This is a genomic window from Methylomonas defluvii, assembly GCF_033949435.1.
GTDB classification, from domain to species: Bacteria; Pseudomonadota; Gammaproteobacteria; order Methylococcales; family Methylomonadaceae; genus Methylomonas; species Methylomonas defluvii.
In genome coordinates this window covers 108,231-124,805 of the sequence record NZ_JAXARY010000007.1, presented here as the reverse complement: position 1 = coordinate 124,805, position 16,575 = coordinate 108,231, and the positions used below count along the sequence as shown (strand labels likewise).

At 52.0% G+C, this 16,575-nt stretch carries 12 protein-coding genes and 2 tRNA genes; 10 read left to right on the top strand and 4 right to left on the bottom strand.

Annotated elements, in window-relative coordinates; translation table 11 throughout:
- Position 1: 1 nt before the first annotated feature.
- Together QLH52_RS09535 and QLH52_RS09530 are read left to right on the top strand one after the other, a co-directional pair.
- Entirely contained in the window at positions 2-1,225 is a 1,224-nt protein-coding gene (locus QLH52_RS09535; protein WP_319961381.1) for a type II secretion system F family protein, read from the top strand.
- Positions 1,226-1,675 carry a hypothetical protein gene (locus QLH52_RS09530; RefSeq protein WP_319961380.1) on the top strand — a complete coding sequence of 150 codons (450 nt, stop codon included), beginning with the start codon at positions 1,226-1,228 and terminating at the stop codon, positions 1,673-1,675. It abuts the gene before it with no gap.
- A gap of 17 nt (positions 1,676-1,692) precedes the next feature.
- On the opposite strand, the gene QLH52_RS09525 is transcribed toward QLH52_RS09530, so the two are convergent.
- The 3 genes from QLH52_RS09525 to QLH52_RS09515 form a co-directional block, all read right to left on the bottom strand.
- Positions 1,693-2,337 (bottom strand): response regulator transcription factor, encoded by a 645-nt coding sequence (locus QLH52_RS09525; RefSeq protein ID WP_319961379.1) that lies wholly within the window; start codon positions 2,335-2,337, stop codon positions 1,693-1,695.
- 215 nt (positions 2,338-2,552) lie between these two features.
- The gene (locus QLH52_RS09520) at positions 2,553-3,437 is read right to left on the bottom strand and encodes a fructosamine kinase family protein (RefSeq protein WP_319961378.1); all 885 of its coding nucleotides are present in this window, start codon (positions 3,435-3,437) and stop codon (positions 2,553-2,555) included.
- A 14-nt stretch (positions 3,438-3,451) separates the two neighbouring features.
- Positions 3,452-5,113, bottom strand: a complete 1,662-nt coding sequence (locus QLH52_RS09515; RefSeq protein ID WP_319961377.1) for a glutamine--tRNA ligase/YqeY domain fusion protein — start codon at positions 5,111-5,113, stop codon at positions 3,452-3,454.
- 240 nt (positions 5,114-5,353) lie between these two features.
- On the opposite strand from QLH52_RS09515, the gene rpoH reads away from it, so the two are divergent.
- The 4 genes from rpoH (at position 5,354) to QLH52_RS09495 (ending at position 9,707) form a co-directional block, all read left to right on the top strand.
- Entirely contained in the window at positions 5,354-6,208 is an 855-nt protein-coding gene (gene rpoH / locus QLH52_RS09510; protein ID WP_319961376.1) for an RNA polymerase sigma factor RpoH, read from the top strand.
- A 48-nt stretch (positions 6,209-6,256) separates the two neighbouring features.
- Positions 6,257-6,341: transfer RNA gene (locus tag QLH52_RS09505), tRNA-Leu, on the top strand.
- Between the two features lie 115 nt (positions 6,342-6,456).
- A complete protein-coding gene (locus QLH52_RS09500; RefSeq protein ID WP_101055746.1) occupies positions 6,457-8,256 on the top strand; it encodes an ABC transporter transmembrane domain-containing protein in 1,800 nt (599 codons plus the stop codon).
- Between the two features lie 152 nt (positions 8,257-8,408).
- Positions 8,409-9,707: a YihY/virulence factor BrkB family protein gene (locus tag QLH52_RS09495; protein WP_319961375.1), complete on the top strand. Its 1,299-nt coding sequence runs from the start codon at positions 8,409-8,411 to the stop codon at positions 9,705-9,707.
- Positions 9,708-10,020: 313 nt separating this feature from the next.
- Here the strand turns inward: QLH52_RS09495 and QLH52_RS09490 are convergent.
- Positions 10,021-10,108: transfer RNA gene (locus tag QLH52_RS09490), tRNA-Ser, on the bottom strand.
- A gap of 392 nt (positions 10,109-10,500) precedes the next feature.
- Between QLH52_RS09490 and QLH52_RS09485 the strand changes: the two genes are divergently transcribed.
- The 4 genes from QLH52_RS09485 (at position 10,501) to QLH52_RS09470 (ending at position 16,574) form a co-directional block, all read left to right on the top strand.
- The gene (locus QLH52_RS09485; RefSeq protein WP_033158109.1) at positions 10,501-10,923 is read left to right on the top strand and encodes a response regulator; all 423 of its coding nucleotides are present in this window, start codon (positions 10,501-10,503) and stop codon (positions 10,921-10,923) included.
- A 43-nt stretch (positions 10,924-10,966) separates the two neighbouring features.
- On the top strand, positions 10,967-12,988 hold the full coding sequence (locus QLH52_RS09480; RefSeq protein WP_101055472.1) for a GGDEF/EAL domain-containing response regulator: 2,022 nt from the start codon (positions 10,967-10,969) through the stop codon (positions 12,986-12,988).
- A gap of 209 nt (positions 12,989-13,197) precedes the next feature.
- Entirely contained in the window at positions 13,198-16,065 is a 2,868-nt protein-coding gene (locus QLH52_RS09475) for a TonB-dependent receptor (RefSeq protein ID WP_319961374.1), read from the top strand.
- Positions 16,065-16,574 (top strand): YfiR family protein, encoded by a 510-nt coding sequence (locus QLH52_RS09470; RefSeq protein ID WP_319961373.1) that lies wholly within the window; start codon positions 16,065-16,067, stop codon positions 16,572-16,574. The genes QLH52_RS09475 and QLH52_RS09470 overlap by 1 nt, the downstream gene beginning before the upstream one ends.
- The last annotated feature ends 1 nt before the right edge of the window (position 16,575 follow it).

The window sequence follows — 16,575 nt, the reverse complement described above, 5'->3', positions numbered from 1 at the left end:
GATGGCTGAATTTGTTTACACCGCCTTGGATGAGCGAGGCAACGAGATTGGTGGCCGCTTGCAAGCCGACGATATGGGTAATGCAGCATCACAATTGCGCCAGAGCGGTTTGCGAGTATTGGCGTTGCGCCAGGGACGCGGCAGCAGCGGCTTTCTCGGCCAGGCTAATTTCTCGGACTGGTTGGCCTCGCAACGTTCGGTAACGAACACGGCGCTGATTTTCTTTTTCAGGCAAATGAGTTTTATGCTGCGGGCGGGCTTGCCGGTGGCGCAGGCTTTAGAGCTGGCCCAGGCACAATTGACCAATCCGCGCTTGAATTTGACTTTACGCCTGATGCTGAAAGACATTCGGGTGGGCCAATCGCTGTCGTCGGCGATGAGTAAGCACAAGGCGGTGTTTCCGGAAATGGCGATCAATTTGGTGGTTGCCGGTGAAACCACGGGCGATTTGGACCAAATCATGGAAAGGTTGGCGATACATCTGGATAAAAGAGCCGCATTGCGGGCGCAGACCATCAACGCGATGATTTATCCGGCGATTGTGGTGCTGGCGGCAATCGGCGTCGGCATTTTCATGGTGGTGAAAATCATCCCCAAATTCAGCAAGTTTTTGATGGGCAAAGGTAAAGCCTTGCCGCCGTCTACCCAGTTGCTGGTGGATATATCGGACTTCGTGCGCCAGCATGGCCTGTGGCTGGTAGGTGGTGTGGCGGCTTTTCTGCTGCTGGTGATGTTGATTTATCAAACCCGTAACGGCCGCTTGTGGATAGACCGGCTGTTGCTGCGGCTGCCGGTGATCGGCTCGCTGCTGGTGACCGGTGCCATGGCGCAGATGAACTGGGCGCTGTCGATTCTGCTGCGCAGCGGTGTCACCGTGTTTGAAGCGTTGAAAATTACCGCTAATTTGCTGGGCAACCGGGTTTATGTCGATCAGTTGCTGGCCGCATCGAACCAGATTTTAGAGGGGCGGGATATTGCGCGCAGCATCGATCATCCGCGCATTCCGCCGCTGGTGGTGCAGATGGTCGCAGTTGGCGAAGGGACCGGGGCGCTGGACGAGGTGTTACAGGAACTGGGGCTTTATTACGAAAAGCTGTTGGAAATTGCGATCAAGCGTCTGTCGGCCTTGATCGAGCCGGTGATGATTTTGGTCATAGGCTTGATGGTGGGCTTTGTCTATTATGCATTCTTTCAAGCCTTATTCTCTTTGGTATCGGGGCATTAAATGAGTTTGTCGAATTCAATCAAGCCGATTGCCGGCCTTTTTTTTTCAATGGCGGCACTAGCCGCGCAGGCTCTGGAAGCGCCGGCCACGCCGCTGCCGTTGACACCTGCGGCGCCGAAGCAGTTGCGCGATCCGTTCACGCCCAGCGAACTGATGTACGAAACGGCTGGCGCGCAGGGCGGTACCGCCGCTGGCGCTTATGGGTTTATGCCGAATCAAGAAACCATGAAGGTGCCTAACCTTAAACTACGCGGCTTATTGAATCCGACCGGCAAGGCCTTTATTGCTCTGTTGGAAGTCAGCGGTGTCGGTACTTTTATGGTGCGCGAGGGCGATGAATTCAATTTCGACCCCTCGCAACCCAAGAACGCCATCCGCGTCAGTAAAATTACCCGGCTGAGTGTGACCGTTGAAACCGGTACCTTGGGTTCGATCAGAGTATTGCGCTGAGCGGTTTTAGATAGGGTTTACTGATTGAGTATGTTTAGGTTGACGGCAATGTGGGCCAATTCGGTGGTGGTCTGCACCTGCAGTTTTTTCTTGATTTGCGTCGCGTAGTTGGCGATGGTTTTATTGCCCAAACACAGGTGAATGGAAATTTTCGAGACCGTCAGGCCTTGGGCCAGTAGCCGGAAAATATCGAACTCGCGCGGCGAGAATGCATCGATCAGCGCTTGATATTGCGCATTGGCGGACGGCTCGTCCGCGGGTTTAAGCAGGCCGGGTTCCGTATAACCTTTACCTTGCATAATGCTTTCTATCGCCGGTAACAATAGATTCGGCGCCATGTTTTTAGTGATGTACCCTTGCGCGCCGGCATCCAAGGCGCGCCGCACGTAAACTTGTTCGTGATAGATGCTGTATACCAAAATCCGCGCATTAGCATCCCGCGCGACGATCCGGCGAATGGCTTCCAGACCGCCGATTCCCGGCATGGATAAATCCATGACCACCAGATCAGGCTTGGACTCGCAATAAAGCTGAATCGCTCGTTCGCCGCGTTCCGCTTCGGCGATGACTTCGACATTGCCTCTAACCGACAACAGCATGCGAAAACCTGCGCGTACCACGGCATGGTCGTCGACTAACAATATTTTTAGGGTGTTGCTCATGGCAGCGGTGGAATGGGTGGTGTCATAAATTTCGAAACGCGGCTCTGGATATAAGCTGCTGTTTCGGCCTTAAAATTGACGGCTATTATCTAGGAGGAAATTCCTGGATTGAGGCGGGAAAAATTCTTTTTATGAGCCGGGAAAATGGAGGATGGGGAATTGCAACTGGCTATGTCAACCTATCGCTTTGGTTGGCCATTCGGTGCTGAACGCGATTAGTTTAATTCGGCCAATAACTGAGCGATCATGCTGTTGGCCTGGTTCAAGTAACCGCTGCCGAACAGGTTGAGATGGTTGAGGATATGGTAAAGGTTGTAAAGGGTTTTACGGGTTTTGTAGCCAGGGTCCAGTGGGTATTGGGCTTGATAAGCCGCATAAAAATCGCGGCTGAAACCGCCGAATAATTCGGTCATGGCTAGATCGGTTTCACGGTCGCCGTAATAGCAAGCCGGGTCGAAGATTATCGGTTGTCCTTGCTTATCCGAGGCAGCATTGCCGCCCCATAAGTCGCCGTGCAGTAAGGATGGGTGTGGGCGGTAAGCGCTAAAAAAATCGCCAATTCTTTCCAGCAGTTTTCCCCCTTGGCTCTGCAGCGCTCCGCGATAACCGTTGGCGGCGGCAAACTGTAATTGTTTGCCCAGGCGTTGTTGCTGCCAAAAACTGACCCAATCGTCGTGTCTGGCGTTGTACTGCGGCGTGGAGCCTATGGTGTTGTCGATGTGCCAGCCGAAATAGGCTTGCGGCCGCTGGTGCAGCAAGGCCAGTTGTTCGCCGAATAAGCTGGCGCTGCGGCTATGCAACGCGCCCAATTCGATGAATTCCAGCACCAGATAAGCGTGTTGTTGACATTCGCCAAAGCAAATCACCTTGGGCACGCGCACCGCGCCAATGTCGGCCAATTCGCGTAAACCGGCCGCTTCTGCTACAAACATCTCTGCCAGGCTTGCCCGGTTTAATTTGATAAACCAGTCGATATTGGCGGCTTGCAGCCGGTAAGCGCTATTGATGTCGCCACCGCCGATAGTGCTGAGGCGGTGGTTGTTAAGAGACTGGCCGGTTTGGGTTTCGAGATGGCTAACTAAGGGTTGCAGCGCGGCCATGGTTAATTACCTTGCTACTTTGCCCAACTGTCGCGCAAGGTCACGGTACGGTTAAACACCAATTTTTCCGCGGTGCTGTCGGCATAGTCCAGGCAAAAATAGCCGGTGCGCTCAAATTGATAACGGGTATCCGGCGTGGCATTGACCAGGCTGGCTTCCACCCGGCAATCAGTCAACACTTCCAACGAATTGGGATTGATGCCGTCCAGAAAATTATCCAGCGTGTCCGGGTTGGGATGGCTGAATAACCTGTCGTATAAACGTAACTCGGCAGGCACGGCATGTTGTTCAGATACCCAATGAATAACGCCTTTGACTTTGCGGCCTTCCGGGTTTTTGCCCAAGGTGGCCGGATCGTAACTGCAATGCAGTTCTATGACATTGCCGGCAGCGTCTTTAATCACTTCCTCGCATTTGATCACATAAGAACCGCGCAAGCGCACTTCACCGCCCGGCACCAAACGCTTAAAGTCTTTAGGCGGGTTTTCCATGAAATCGTCTTGTTCGATCAAAATGGTTTTGGAAAAGCTGACTTCACGGCTGCCCATTTCCGGCTTTTGCGGATGGTTGGCGATTTGGTAGGTTTCGGTTTTACCGTCTTCCCAGTTGCTGATCACCACTTTTAACGGCCTTAACACGGCCATCGCTCGCGGAGCGCGTTCGTTCAAGTCTTCACGAATGCAATTTTCTAAAACACCCATTTCGATCCAGGAATCGTTTTTGGTGACGCCGATGCGTTCGCAGAAATCGCGAATCGCTTCCGGCGTAAAACCGGCCCGGCGCAGGCCGGAAATGGTCGGCATGCGTGGATCGTCCCAGCCATTGACATGTTTTTCCATGACCAGTTGCAGCAATTTACGCTTGCTGACGATGGTGTATTCCAATTGCAGGCGGGCGAATTCGATTTGCTGTGGATGGCAAGGGGTTTGCAATTTGTCCAGCACCCAGTCGTACAGCGGACGGTGATCTTCAAACTCCAAGGTGCAGATTGAGTGGGTGATGCCTTCCAAAGCATCGGAAATGCAATGGGTGTAGTCGTACATGGGGTACAGACACCAGGCGTCGCCGGTACGTTGATGATGCACGCGGCGGATACGGTAAATGGTCGGGTCGCGCATATTAATGTTGGGCGAGGCCATATCGATTTTGGCGCGCAGCACATACTGGCCGTCAGCGAATTCGCCGGCGCGCATCCGGGTGAACAAATCCAGGTTTTCTTCGATGGAGCGGCTACGGTCAGGGCTTTCTTTGCCGGGTTCGGTCAAGGTGCCGCGGTCGGCGCGCATTTGTTCAGGCGTTGAGCTGTCGACATAGGCATCGCCTTGTTTAATCAACTGCACCGCGTAAGCGTAGAGTTGTTCGAAATAGTCGGAAGCGTGATATTTGCCGGCCCATTTAAATCCTAACCATTGCACGTCGCGTTCGATGGCTTCCATGTATTCGACGCTTTCTTTTTCCGGGTTGGTGTCGTCGAAGCGTAAATTACAGGTACCGTTGTTTTCGGCGGCTAGGGTGAAATTCAGGCAGATCGATTTGGCGTGGCCGATGTGCAGATAGCCATTGGGTTCGGGGGGAAAGCGGGTGGCAACTTTGCCGTTGTTTTTGTTGGCGGCCAGATCGGCGGCAATGATGTGTCTAATAAAGTTGGATGAAACGGGGCTATCGGAAGCTGACATGTTTGAGTAAATGGCTGTGGTTTTGATGAGTTAGGCGGAGATTTCTGACTTAATCGGCATTTTAACGAGTTTGGCCGGAATTCGTAAAGGCGGCATCGTTAGCTGGTTACACAGCAAAATTGAAGCAAAAGTCAGTGTAACTATCTGTATCAAAAGATTTTTACTAAATTATTAGCACTCTCGTGTTTCGAGTGCTAGAATTCGGTTAACGTTAATTTATTCCGCGGAAACGAGGGTGATATGAACAACAGCTTGGCTTTGCCGATCAATTTATCGGTTGGGACGTTTGATTCTTACTTGAACTTAGTCGCCCAAATGCCCAAACTCAGCGTCGAGCAGGAGCAGGACTTGGCGTTACGTTACCGGGATGAAGGCGACCTGAATGCTGCGCGTGAGCTGGTGATGTCCAATTTGCGCTTCGTGGCGCATGTAGCCAGAGGCTATGCCGGTTATGGTTTGCCGTTGGCGGACATTGTCCAGGAAGGCAATATCGGCTTGATGAAAGCGGTAAAACGTTTCGACCCCGACATGGGCGTGCGCTTGGTGTCGTTTGCCGTACATTGGATCAAAGCGGAGATTCACGAGTATGTGATTAAAAACTGGCGCATCGTTAAAGTTGCCACCACTAAAGCGCAGCGCAAACTGTTTTTTAATCTGCGTAAGTTTAAAAACGACTTGAACTATCTATCGCAAGACGATGCGGAAGCGATAGCAGAGAACCTGGACGTGGACGTCAAAACGGTTTACGAAATGGAACGGCGTTTGGATGGTCGCGATATAGGACTTGAGCCAACGGGCGACGACAGCGAAGACCATGTGCAAGCGCCTATCGCTTATCTGGAACAGCATGGTGCCGATCCGGCTTTATTGCTGGAAAATAGCGACTGGGAAGACCGCAAGGAAGAGTTGCTGATGGACGCCATGGCCGGCTTGGACGATAGAAGCCGCGATATTCTGGCTAGCCGCTGGCTGGTGGAAGAAAAAGCCACTTTGCACGAATTGGCGGATCGTTATCAAGTGTCGGCTGAGCGTATCAGACAGCTTGAACAAAACGCCATGAAAAAGCTGAAAGCAGCGGTAATATTGGCAGCGTAAAAAATAGTTTGGCATTTCTGCAAAAATCAGTATAATGACGCTTTCTTTGCCGGGGTGGTGAAACTGGTAGACGCGCCGGATTCAAAATCCGGTTCCGAAAGGAGTGTCGGTTCGATTCCGACCCTCGGTACCATCTACCTTTTAAGGTAGTCAAAGAAATTCAAAAAACCCGCTAGCCGCAAGGCTTAGCGGGTTTTTTATTTTCAAGCGATGCATTTTCGCGCCAAGGTTCTCCACGAGGTATTGATATGCCTTTCTCCCGTTCTAAGCAAACCGATCCCACCCGAAAAATATCAACCTTAAAGGCGTTATGGCCGTTTATCCGTCCCTATCGCGCTAGAATGCTGGTAGCCTTTTGCCTATTGTGTCTCGGCTCGGCGACGATTCTGTTAGTACCTTTGGCGTTCCGCGATCTGATTGATTTTGGATTTGGGCAGCGACAGGCAGAGCAGGGTGGGTTGTTAGGTGCGCTGAGCATGGATGGACACTTTCTGGCGCTATTTGCCTTGGCCTGCCTGTGGGCGGTGACGATAGCCGCACGTTATTACACTGTCAGTTGGGTTGGCGAACGGGTGACGGCGGATTTGCGCAGCGCGGTTTACGAACGGGTCTTGGCGCAGTCTCCGCAGTTTTTCGAAACCTTGCAAACCGGGGAAGTGTTGTCACGACTGACCGGCGATACCACGCTGATTCAGACCGTGGTGGGCAGTTCGATTTCCATGGGCTTACGCAGCGTATTCCAGTTTGTCGGCGGCATGATTATGCTGGCGGTGACTAGCCTGCATCTGTTCTCATTGATATTGGGCTTGATGATCTTGCTGACCTTGCCGATTCTGGCAATGGGCCGGAAAGTGAAAAAGCTATCGCGGGAATCGCAGGATAAGATTGCCGATGCCTCGGCGTTGGCCGGCGAGATTCTCAATGCGGTGCCTACCGTGCAAGCCTATACCCAAGAAAGCTGCGAAGCGAAACGTTTTAGCGAGCGCGCCGAAATCAGTTTCCTCACTGCTGTTCGCCGCAGCCGGTTTCGTTCCGCATTGACGGTCATCGTCATCATGGCCGTAATGGGTTCCATTATTTTCGTGTTGTGGATAGGCGCCAACCAGGTCAACGCGGGTGTCATGACCGGCGGGCAACTGGCTTCTTTCGTGCTCTATGCCACGCTGGTTTCCGGCGGGGTCAGCACCATAGCGGAAGTTTGGGGCGACGTGATGCGGGCAACCGGCGCAACCGGGCGCTTGCTGGAATTGCTACATGCCCAACCGGCGATCATCGATACTGCCAGACCTCAGCCTTTGGCAAATGGCGATAAAGCGGCGATTGAATTTCAACAAGTCAGCTTCAGTTACCCTTCGCGCTTACAAACCGCCGCACTGGATAGTATAGATCTGAGCATAGCCGCAGGTGAGAGCGTCGCCTTTATCGGCCCGTCCGGGGCCGGCAAGACCACATTATTCCAATTGCTGTTACGTTTTTACGATGTCACCCACGGTACCATCCGCCTTAACGGTCAGGATATTCGTCACCTATCCTTACAGGAACTGCGCGGCAAAATTGCCATTGTGCCGCAGGATGCTGTGATTTTCTCGACCACCGCGCTGGAGAATATTCGTTACGGCAGGCCCGACGCCAGCGACGAGGAAGTTATTGCGGCCGGGCAATTGGCACAGGTGGCGGAGTTCATCGACCGCTTGCCGGACAGCTACCAAACTTTTCTCGGCGAGCGCGGTACACGTTTATCCGGGGGGCAAAGACAGCGCATCGCCATCGCTCGGGCCATTCTGAAAAACGCACCGCTGTTGTTGCTGGACGAGGCGACCAGCGCGCTGGATGCAGAATCGGAAGTGTTGGTGCAACGGGGTTTAAATGCCGCCATGCAGGGTCGTACCACCCTGATTATCGCGCACCGTTTGGCCACCGTGAATAAGGTCAGCCGCATCGTGGTGTTGGATCAAGGACGCATCGTCGAAACCGGATCGCCCGAGGATTTGCGCAAACAAAGCGGACTCTATGCTAGGCTGGCGAATCTACAGTTCGATGTGCAATAAGTCTGCATAAGCCTAATGCCTGGGGCGAACCTGTTGCGGTAGAAGATGTATAGCCATCAACTTGGCTTTTTCAATTTATACTGTCAGCGGAGAACGGATTCTATCTTCCCAGTTACCGCCACCCGTCAAGTTCAGCCATGCACCACAAATTAATGACGTTTGTCCGAGACGATATTTGGTTGTTGCACGAGCAAGATCTGCCTTATGTTCAAGAAAAACTGATCAAGTATTTAAAAATCGTTATTTTGTCCTGGCAAAGTTTTGGTTTGGATCTTTGTCAGCTACGTGCCTCGGCTTTAACCTTGTACAGCATCTTGTCGATAGTGCCGGTCATTGCCATGTTGTTTGGCATTGCCAAGGGCTTTGGCTTTGAAAGCATGCTGGAGCAAGAACTGTTGCAGCGCATGCCGGAGCGAGATGCGCTAGTGGTGCAGCTAATCGGTTTTGCCAAAAACCTGTTGGAAAGCGCCAAGGGTGAAGTGGTGGCCGGGATAGGGATTGTCGTGCTGTTTTGGACCGTGATCAGCTTGATAGGCAATATCGAAGAGTCTTTCAACTACATCTGGAAAATCGGCAAGAGCCGGTCGTTGGGCCGCAAATTTAGTGACTATTTGTCGCTGATGTTGTTGGCGCCGGTGTTGCTGATCGCCGCCAGCAGCATCACCGTCTTTGTTAGTACGCAAATCACTTGGTTTATTACCGTCATGCAATTGCCGGCGTTTGCCAGCTGGCTGGTGGTCAAAGCGCTGAGTTTGTCGCCGGTGCTGCTGATGATTGCCTTGTTTTCCTTTACGTTTATTTTTATGCCTAATCATAAAATACACGTTCGCGCCGGCATTATCGCCGGTGTAGTGACGGGCGTTAGTTATCATTTGTTGCAATGGGCGTATTTAAGCTTGCAGATCGGCGTGTCGAGTTATAACGCCATTTACGGCAGTTTTGCGGCGCTACCCTTGTTTGTGGTTTGGCTGCAAAGCTGCTGGATGATTGTTTTGTTCGGCTGCGAGATGGCTTTTTTTACCCAAAACTACCAAACCTATCGAAACAATAATCGCTTTGCCCATTTAAGTTTTGCGCTGAAAAAACTGGTGGCTTTACAAGTCATGCATTTGATAGTCAAAAACTTTAGCCAGTTGCAGACTCCCTTAAGTGCAGCCGACATCGCCGGCAAGCTGGCCATACCTATAGCGATCATTCAGGAAGTGCTGGCGAAATTACTGCTTAGCCACCTGCTGGCCGAACTGAAAGAACCTGATGGTAGCGACGAGGTCTATCTGCCGGCTATAGACATTCATATCCTGACCATCAGCTTTGTGATCAACGCACTGGAGCAATGCGGGCAAAACCAATTGCCGGAAAGCAACCAGCCGCCGCTGCTGATCGACGCGGTCGAAAGCTTCAAGAGTTTGATAGAAGCATCCGAGCGTAATCAGCTGCTGAAAGACATTTGAAAGAGTCGGTAGAATTGAGTGCTGAGAATTTTAATTTGAAAGCCAATGCAACATTTAGCGCAAGTTGCAAAGTAAGCGGAATCGCTGCATGACTGACTTTCAGTCTTTAAGCTTCGTACAATTTCAGTTGCGTTGAGCGAGCGCTTCTTGATGCTGAGCAGGACTGCTAATTTTGAGGTAGTTGCTGCGTCGTTTAAAAAGATAGGGGAAATTGCCCCCACAAAAAAGCCTCTTGTGTAACAGGGTTGTTTAGCAAACTCTGTTACACAAGAGGCTTTTCAAAAAAATTATTGTTATTCAATAACTTATAAGTTGGCGGAGAAAGAGGGATTCGAACCCTCGATACGTTGCCGTATACACACTTTCCAGGCGTGCGCCTTCGACCGCTCGGCCATCTCTCCTAATACATTTTTGGGCTGATCAGCAGATTTAGTGCTTCAGAAACTGATCGCTTCATAGCTTAATCTGCTTTTGTCGCCGTGATAGCGACTACCCAATCCCGACTAGGATAATGGATACACGGTTATTTTGCAATTCGGACGAGTATTTTCTCGGTTATTGGCCTAGGCCTTGAATTTCCCATGGTCGTTACTTCCCTAAAAGACAATCCAGTTTAGTCATTGGTTTAGCGTCCGATCAGTCCTTACTTGTACTCGGTTAACCATATGCTGTTCGATAAATAAATTGTTGAATTTTGCTCTTCAGTGGATCGTGGTCTAAGTTTGCGCAGGAGTTTGCCGGAGAGTGAACTCACCTTTTGTCGATGGCCTATCGGAGTGAACGGGGGAGCTCTATGAACGATATTTGTATTTCAAACGAAAAACCAAAAATTCTGATCGTCGATGATGTTCACGAAAACCTGCATACCTTGCTGAATATTTTGCGGCAAGATTATGCGGTGATGGCTGCTACTTCGGGTGAAAAAGCCCTGGAAATCGCCAGGCGCGCGTCGGCTCCGGATTTGATTTTGCTGGATATAAAAATGCCGGAAATGGATGGATACCAGGTGTTGGAATATCTGCGCGATGATCCGGCAACGGCCGAGATCCCGGTGATTTTTGTCACTGCGGCCGCCGAAGTCGGTGACGACGCCAAGGGTATGGCGCTGGGCGCCGACGACTATTTACTCAAGCCCGTAGTGCCTGAGTTGCTTCTAGCTCGGGTTAGACTGCATTTGGAGCTAGCCACCTATCGGAAACGCTATGGCAGACTATAATCGTTGGGGTCAAGCAACGCTGATCTAACTATTTCCTTGGATAATGAACAAAGACAAATCCCTATCGCTCAATCCCAGGCCGACTATTTTGGTGGTAGACGATCTTCCCGAAAATATTCACGGCTTACTCGAAGCACTCAAGGACGATTACGGCATTATGGTGGCGACGGAAGGCATGCGTGCGGTGGAGTTGGCGCAAGGCCCGACGCCGCCTGATTTGGTATTGCTGGACGTCAGAATGCCGGGTATGGATGGCTATGAGGTTTGCCGGCGGCTCAAGAGCGATCCTAGAACCTCGGGGATACCCATTCTCTTCGTGACGATAGTCGAGGCGTCCATCGAAAAAATTCGCGGTTTTTCCATGGGCGCCGCCGATTTCATTACCAAGCCGTTTGATATTGACGAAGTACGGGCCAGGGTCAAAACGCATTTGGAACTGAGCCGCTTACGCCGCGCTCTGGAAGGCCGGGTGAAACGTCTGAGCGAATACCGGCATGCCACCGATGTGTCTAATATCGTATTCCGCACCGATCCGCACGGCGTCATCACTTTTGTAAACGATGCGTTTGTGCAAACCTACGGCTATACCCGCGAGGAGGTGATCGGCAAAACCAGCCGGATTCTCAAAGATCCCGACGCGGCTCCGGGTTTGCATCGGGAGTTATGGAACACGATTCTAGGCGGTGCAATCTGGCGCGGGACCTACAGCAATCTTACTAAAAGTGGCGATGTGATTTACATCAACAACACCATCGTCCCCATCCTTGACGCTGACGGCTCGATTCGCGAATTTATATCCACCAGCGTTAATGTCACCCATTTGATCAAACAGGAAGAGTTGATTAAGGAACAGACCACGGATGCGCTAACCGGTTTGCCCAACCGGGTGAAACTGATGCAGGATTTGGCTGACGCCGGTCCGTCGATATTGGGCATGATCAACATCGATCAATTCAAAGCCATCAATGATTTTTACGGTTTGCGCAACGGCGATAAAGTTTTGTTGGAAATTGGCGAGCGTTTGCAAAAAATGAGCGGCGCCGATGCGCAGGCTTACCGCATCGGCGGCGATTTATTTGCGTTGCTCTCCAAAAACGGTGGCGATCCCGGCCGTTTTGAGCAATTGATAGACAGAATTATCAAGCATTTGGAATCGGAAGCGATCGATTGCGGCGAAGACAAGATTAACATCCGCGTGACAGCAGGCATCTGTTCGGGGGCCGACAGCGCTTATACGCATGCAGCGCTGGCGTTGGAGCGCGCCAGGATCGAACGTCGGGATTATTTGATTTATACCGATCAGATGCAGATTAAGTCGCACTACAAGGACAACATCCACTGGAGCCAGAAAATTCGCAGTGCCCTGGCCGATGGCCGCATCGTGCCTTTTTATCAACCCATCATCGACAATCGCAACGGGAAAGTCGTGAAATATGAAGCGCTGATGCGGATGATAGACGAAGAGGGTAATGTCATTCCGCCTAGCTTTCTCGGCGTGGCAAAACGCACCCGGCAATATACCGCCTTGACTCGCACCATCGTCGAACAAGTCGTGAAAGCCTTGCCTGAGTCGGAGGGGGAGATGAGTATCAACTTAACCGTCGAGGATATTATCGATGCCAATACGGTGAGCTTTATTGCCGAAAAACTCTCTCAGCCCGGCGTCGGTTCGCGCATTGTATTGGAGATTACCGAATCTGAAGGTATCGAAAGTTACGAGGAAGTGCGCCAGTTTGTTAATCGCATGAAAGGCTATGGCTGTCACTTTGCGATTGACGATTTCGGTAGCGGCTATTCCAATTTCGTGCATTTGTTGCGGTTAAAGATCGATTACTTAAAGATCGACGGCTCCATCATCATGAATATTATCGACAATCCGGATTCTGAAGTGATTGCCCGCGTCATAGTCGATGCCGCGCGGCGCTTGGGTATGCGCACGGTTGCCGAATTTGTGGGTAGTGCGGAGATCCAAGCCAAGGTCGTTGAGCTGGGTATCGATTTTTCGCAAGGTTTTTATCTGGGCAAACCGGCACCGCAAACGCTGGGGACGCCCCGCCATGATTGAATCCAACGTGCATCCGGGGGAGGACATGAATCAGTCTGATCCAGGCAACTCTGCTACTAAAGCCGGAATGGAGTTTTAAGATGCGGCCGGTTTTTAATGAACATCCTCTGCGCAAGACGATAACTTGGCAGAGGCTCGTCGGTTTTACGGTCTGCCGGTTATCAAGCGCCGCCAGCGTTCTGCTGACGATAAGCTGTTGGAGTCATCCGGTGCAGGCCGACATCAGTGCGGCGACAATTCGTGGTCAAGTCACGCTGCGAGGGGCTGACACTCAGGCAGGCGCGCAAATCATCGTTACCAGTCTGGAGCGGGGGTTTTCCACGCGGACCTTTTCCCGAGCTGATGGCTCTTATGTACTGATGGCATTGAAACCCGGCCGTTACCAGCTCAAGGTGTTAGGCTTGGAAGGCCAGCAAAACAGTCAAGAGCTGACGCTACAAGTGGGGCAGGTGGCTTTGGTAGACGTGGCGTTAGGCGATGATAATAGCGTTGCCGAACAGACGAGTGAGGGCAATTCCGCGGAGTTGGCTACCTATTTAACGCCCGAGCAAATGCAGCGCTTGCCGCAGGTAAACCGCAATTTTCTGAATTATGCCGATCTGGCGCCCGGTGTGAACGTGGTAAACGATGAAAATGGTAGTACCCGCTTGCAAAGCGGCGGGCAGCGGCCGGATAGCGTCAATTTGTTTATCGACGGCGTTAGCCAGAAAAACTATGTGGTCAGGGGGGGCGTAGCCGGCCAGGATTCCAGTCGCGGCAATGTGTTTCCGGAATCGGCTGTTGCCGAATATAAGGTCATTAGCCAGAACTATAAGGCCGAGTACGATCAAGTCGGCGGCGCGGCAATTTCGGTGCAGACTAAATCCGGCGGCAATACCTTTCACGGCGAAACATTTTACGATCATACCAATCAGGATCTGCGCAGCGTTACCCCCAGCGAACAACTGGCGGGTGGCAAGCGCGACACCGAGCAAGCGCAATTCGGTGTGACCTTAAGCGGTCCCATCGCCAAGGATGTCGCGCATTTTTTCATGGCATACGAACGTAAACTCAACGACGATTACGCCAATATTAGCGCGGGTGACGGCTCCCGCTTAGCCGAGCCGTATCAAGCGCAACTGGGTCGGGTGAACAGGCCGTTCAGGGCGGATTTGTTCTTCGGGAAACTGGATTGGGCGCTTAACGATAGTAATTTGATCGAAGTGTCTTTTAAGCTGCGCGACGAAACCGAAACCTTAGGGATTGGCGGTGAAAACTCAGAGTCTTACGCGCTGACCAAGGGTAACAGCGAAAAACGCCTGGATTTTAAATATCAATACAGCGCGGAACATTGGGTAAACGAAGCCCGGTTTACTTATGAGGATGCCAATTGGCGGCAACTGCCGGCCACGCAAAGCGCGGGTTTGCAGCTGCGGCGCCTGGATGGCAGTTTGAGCGCGGGGAATCTGAATAGCCGGAGTGTGTTGAATAGCGGCGGCGCGACCAATTATCAGGACAAGGGCCAAAGCGGGCCGGGTTTTCAAGATGATCTAACCTTCAGCGGTTTGGATTGGCATGGCAGCCATGTCGTCAAGCTGGGTGCTAAAGTTAAACAGATAGAACTGGGCGCGGTAGAGCGCGATCCTTACCACCCGCAGTTCGGCTTGAATTTAAACAATCCTGCCGGCAACCCGTATCAAGTGCGTTGGGCAACGCCTTTAGCCGGCGGCGGTGACGGTTCCGCCCAATCCGATGTGACGCAATTCGGCGCGTATCTGCAAGATGATTGGAACCCTAATCGACACTTGAGCGTGAACCTGGGCGTCCGCTGGGATTACGAATACAACCCCGGCTATCTAAACCATGTCACGCCCGGCGATGTCAGCAGCGCGCTCCGCAACTGGCGTAACATTCACAACGCGAATACGGGTTACGACATCGAGAACTACCTCAGTAACGGCGCTAACCGGGCGGCCGACAGCAATAATATTGCGCCCAGACTAGGTTTGGCATACGACTTATTCGAAGACCAGCGGCATGTGTTGTTCGGCGGTTACGCTAAAGCCTACGACCGCCATATTTACGACGTGTTGCAACTGGAACGTACCAAGGGCAGTTATCCCAGTTTTAGCGTCAATTTTCAGGGCGACCCCAATTATGATTGCGTGGCCGGCGTCGATTGCATCGCCTGGAATCCCGAATATTTAAACTATACGCCGGCGCAATTGTCCGCACTGACTGGTGCCGGTACGGGCAGCAGCCGGGAAATCAATTTGATGCGCAACAATCTGCGCACGCCCTATGCCGACCAATTCAATATCGGTATGCGCAATCGTTTCGGCGACTGGCATACCGAAGTCAGCGTGTCGCACGTGCACAGTTACAACGGTTTGGTCGGTTTGCTGGGCGGCCGCAATGCCGACGGCAGCTTTTACGCAGCCGGGTCCGGGTTCGGGGGTACATTTCAGGCCGTGCCTGGCTTTGGGCAATTAATTTTGTTCGATAACGGTGTACAGACCAAAACCAATTCGGTATTTGTCAAAGCCGAGAAACCGTACAGCAAAGACAGCGGCTGGGGTATGACGTTTGCCTACACCTTTACCGATTCCGAGGAAAACAAACCGCAGTCTTTCTTCGATAACAGCAGCTATTTGTTTGAACATCCCAATACCCACACCAATGGCTGGCTGGATACCGCCGGGGTCAGAAAACATAAACTGGTGACAACCGCTAGTGTCGATTTGCCGTGGGATTTGATTTTTTCTACCAAGCTGACGCTGGCGACCCCGGACACCCGCTCCGGCGTCAACTGTGCAAGCGGTGCTTGCCGTTTCGATACCTTTACGCCGCAGGGTAGCGATTTTATTTTTCCGGGGCAGTGGTGGGGATACAAACAAGTCGACATTGCGCTGATAAAAAGTTTCGATACGCCGCACGACACCCGGATGAAACTGCGCCTGGATGTATTGAATTTATTCGATTTTAAAAATTATGCGGCATTTAACAGCGACTTTGCCTCGCCGAATTTGGGGGCGCCGCTGACTGTGCTGGCCGGACCGAGTTTGACGGTGAAATTGACCGCCCGCCTGGAGTTTTGATGCCGGGTAAGTTAGTGAGCGCGGGTTTATTGTTGTGGGTGTTGCTCAGCAGTTTCGGCGCCGCTGCCGACGACATGCTCAACGCCAAAACCAAGGCCAATTATGTGTTCAATTTCACCAAGTTCGTGGAGTGGCCGGCGCTGATGAACGATACGCTGCATGTCTGCATCGTCGGCGCCGAACCTATCGTCAACTTGCTGAGCGAGTTGGCCAGCCGCGATACCAAGGGGCATTTATTGCAAATCTGGTCGGGCATAGACGACCCGCAGATTTGCCAGATTTTGTATATCGACCATGACGCGCCGGAATTGCAAAGCTTGATACAGCAGGTGCGCGGCAATCAGATATTAACTGTCAGCGATGCCGAGGGGTTTGCCGGTCGCGGCGGCTGTATCGGTTTTTATAGCGAAAACGGCCAGATCAAACTGGAAATCAATCCGGACGCCGTGCGCCGAGCGCAATTAAAAGTCAACGCCTTGTTGATGGAAATCGCCCGTATCGTCCGTTAAT

Coding starts and splice junctions, on each gene's coding strand:
- QLH52_RS09535 (WP_319961381.1), top strand. CDS start 2: ATGGCTGAATTTGTTTACACCGCCTTGGATGAGCGAGGCAACGAGATT.
- QLH52_RS09530 (WP_319961380.1), top strand. CDS start 1,226: ATGAGTTTGTCGAATTCAATCAAGCCGATTGCCGGCCTTTTTTTTTCA.
- QLH52_RS09525 (WP_319961379.1), bottom strand. CDS start 2,337: ATGAGCAACACCCTAAAAATATTGTTAGTCGACGACCATGCCGTGGTA.
- QLH52_RS09520 (WP_319961378.1), bottom strand. CDS start 3,437: ATGGCCGCGCTGCAACCCTTAGTTAGCCATCTCGAAACCCAAACCGGC.
- QLH52_RS09515 (WP_319961377.1), bottom strand. CDS start 5,113: ATGTCAGCTTCCGATAGCCCCGTTTCATCCAACTTTATTAGACACATC.
- rpoH (WP_319961376.1), top strand. CDS start 5,354: ATGAACAACAGCTTGGCTTTGCCGATCAATTTATCGGTTGGGACGTTT.
- QLH52_RS09500 (WP_101055746.1), top strand. CDS start 6,457: ATGCCTTTCTCCCGTTCTAAGCAAACCGATCCCACCCGAAAAATATCA.
- QLH52_RS09495 (WP_319961375.1), top strand. CDS start 8,409: ATGACGTTTGTCCGAGACGATATTTGGTTGTTGCACGAGCAAGATCTG.
- QLH52_RS09485 (WP_033158109.1), top strand. CDS start 10,501: ATGAACGATATTTGTATTTCAAACGAAAAACCAAAAATTCTGATCGTC.
- QLH52_RS09480 (WP_101055472.1), top strand. CDS start 10,967: ATGAACAAAGACAAATCCCTATCGCTCAATCCCAGGCCGACTATTTTG.
- QLH52_RS09470 (WP_319961373.1), top strand. CDS start 16,065: ATGCCGGGTAAGTTAGTGAGCGCGGGTTTATTGTTGTGGGTGTTGCTC.